A 512-nucleotide genomic window follows, 5' to 3' on the forward strand; every position below is an offset into this window, starting at 1 on the left:
TTTTGGTGCTGCCGAGCTGGCGCGGAAGCGGAAGCTGTCGTTTCCGGTTTCGAGGATGTGGCAGTGATGGGTGAGCCGATCGAGCAGCGCCGTGGTCATCTTGGCATCGCCGAACACCCCGGCCCATTCGCTGAAGCTGAGGTTGGTGGTGATGATGACGCTGGTACGCTCGTAGAGTTTGCTGAGCAGGTGGAACAGCAGCGCGCCGCCTGACGGGCTGAACGGCAGGTAGCCGAGCTCGTCGAGGATGAGCAGATCGAGGCGGAGCAGCCGGTCGGCAAGTTGCCCGGCCTTGTTCATGGCCTTTTCCTGTTCCAGCGCATTGACGAGATCGACCGTGGCGAAGAAGCGAACCTTCTTGCGGTGATGCTCGACGGCCTGCACGCCGAGGGCAGTGGCGACATGGGTCTTGCCCGTGCCGGGTCCGCCGATCAGCACAACATTGTGAGCCCCATTGATGAACTCGCCGCGATGGAGCTGGCGGACCATAGCTTCGTTCACCTCGCTGGATG

At 62.3% G+C, this 512-nt stretch carries 1 protein-coding gene; it reads right to left on the reverse strand.

Annotated features, from left to right (window positions below):
* Positions 1-512 (reverse strand): IS21-like element helper ATPase IstB (istB, locus tag NN5_RS24890; protein WP_067739418.1); only part of this gene is annotated, 512 nt, incomplete at both ends.

Source organism: Novosphingobium naphthalenivorans NBRC 102051, from assembly GCF_001590985.1.
Taxonomy (GTDB): Bacteria; Pseudomonadota; Alphaproteobacteria; order Sphingomonadales; family Sphingomonadaceae; genus Novosphingobium; species Novosphingobium naphthalenivorans.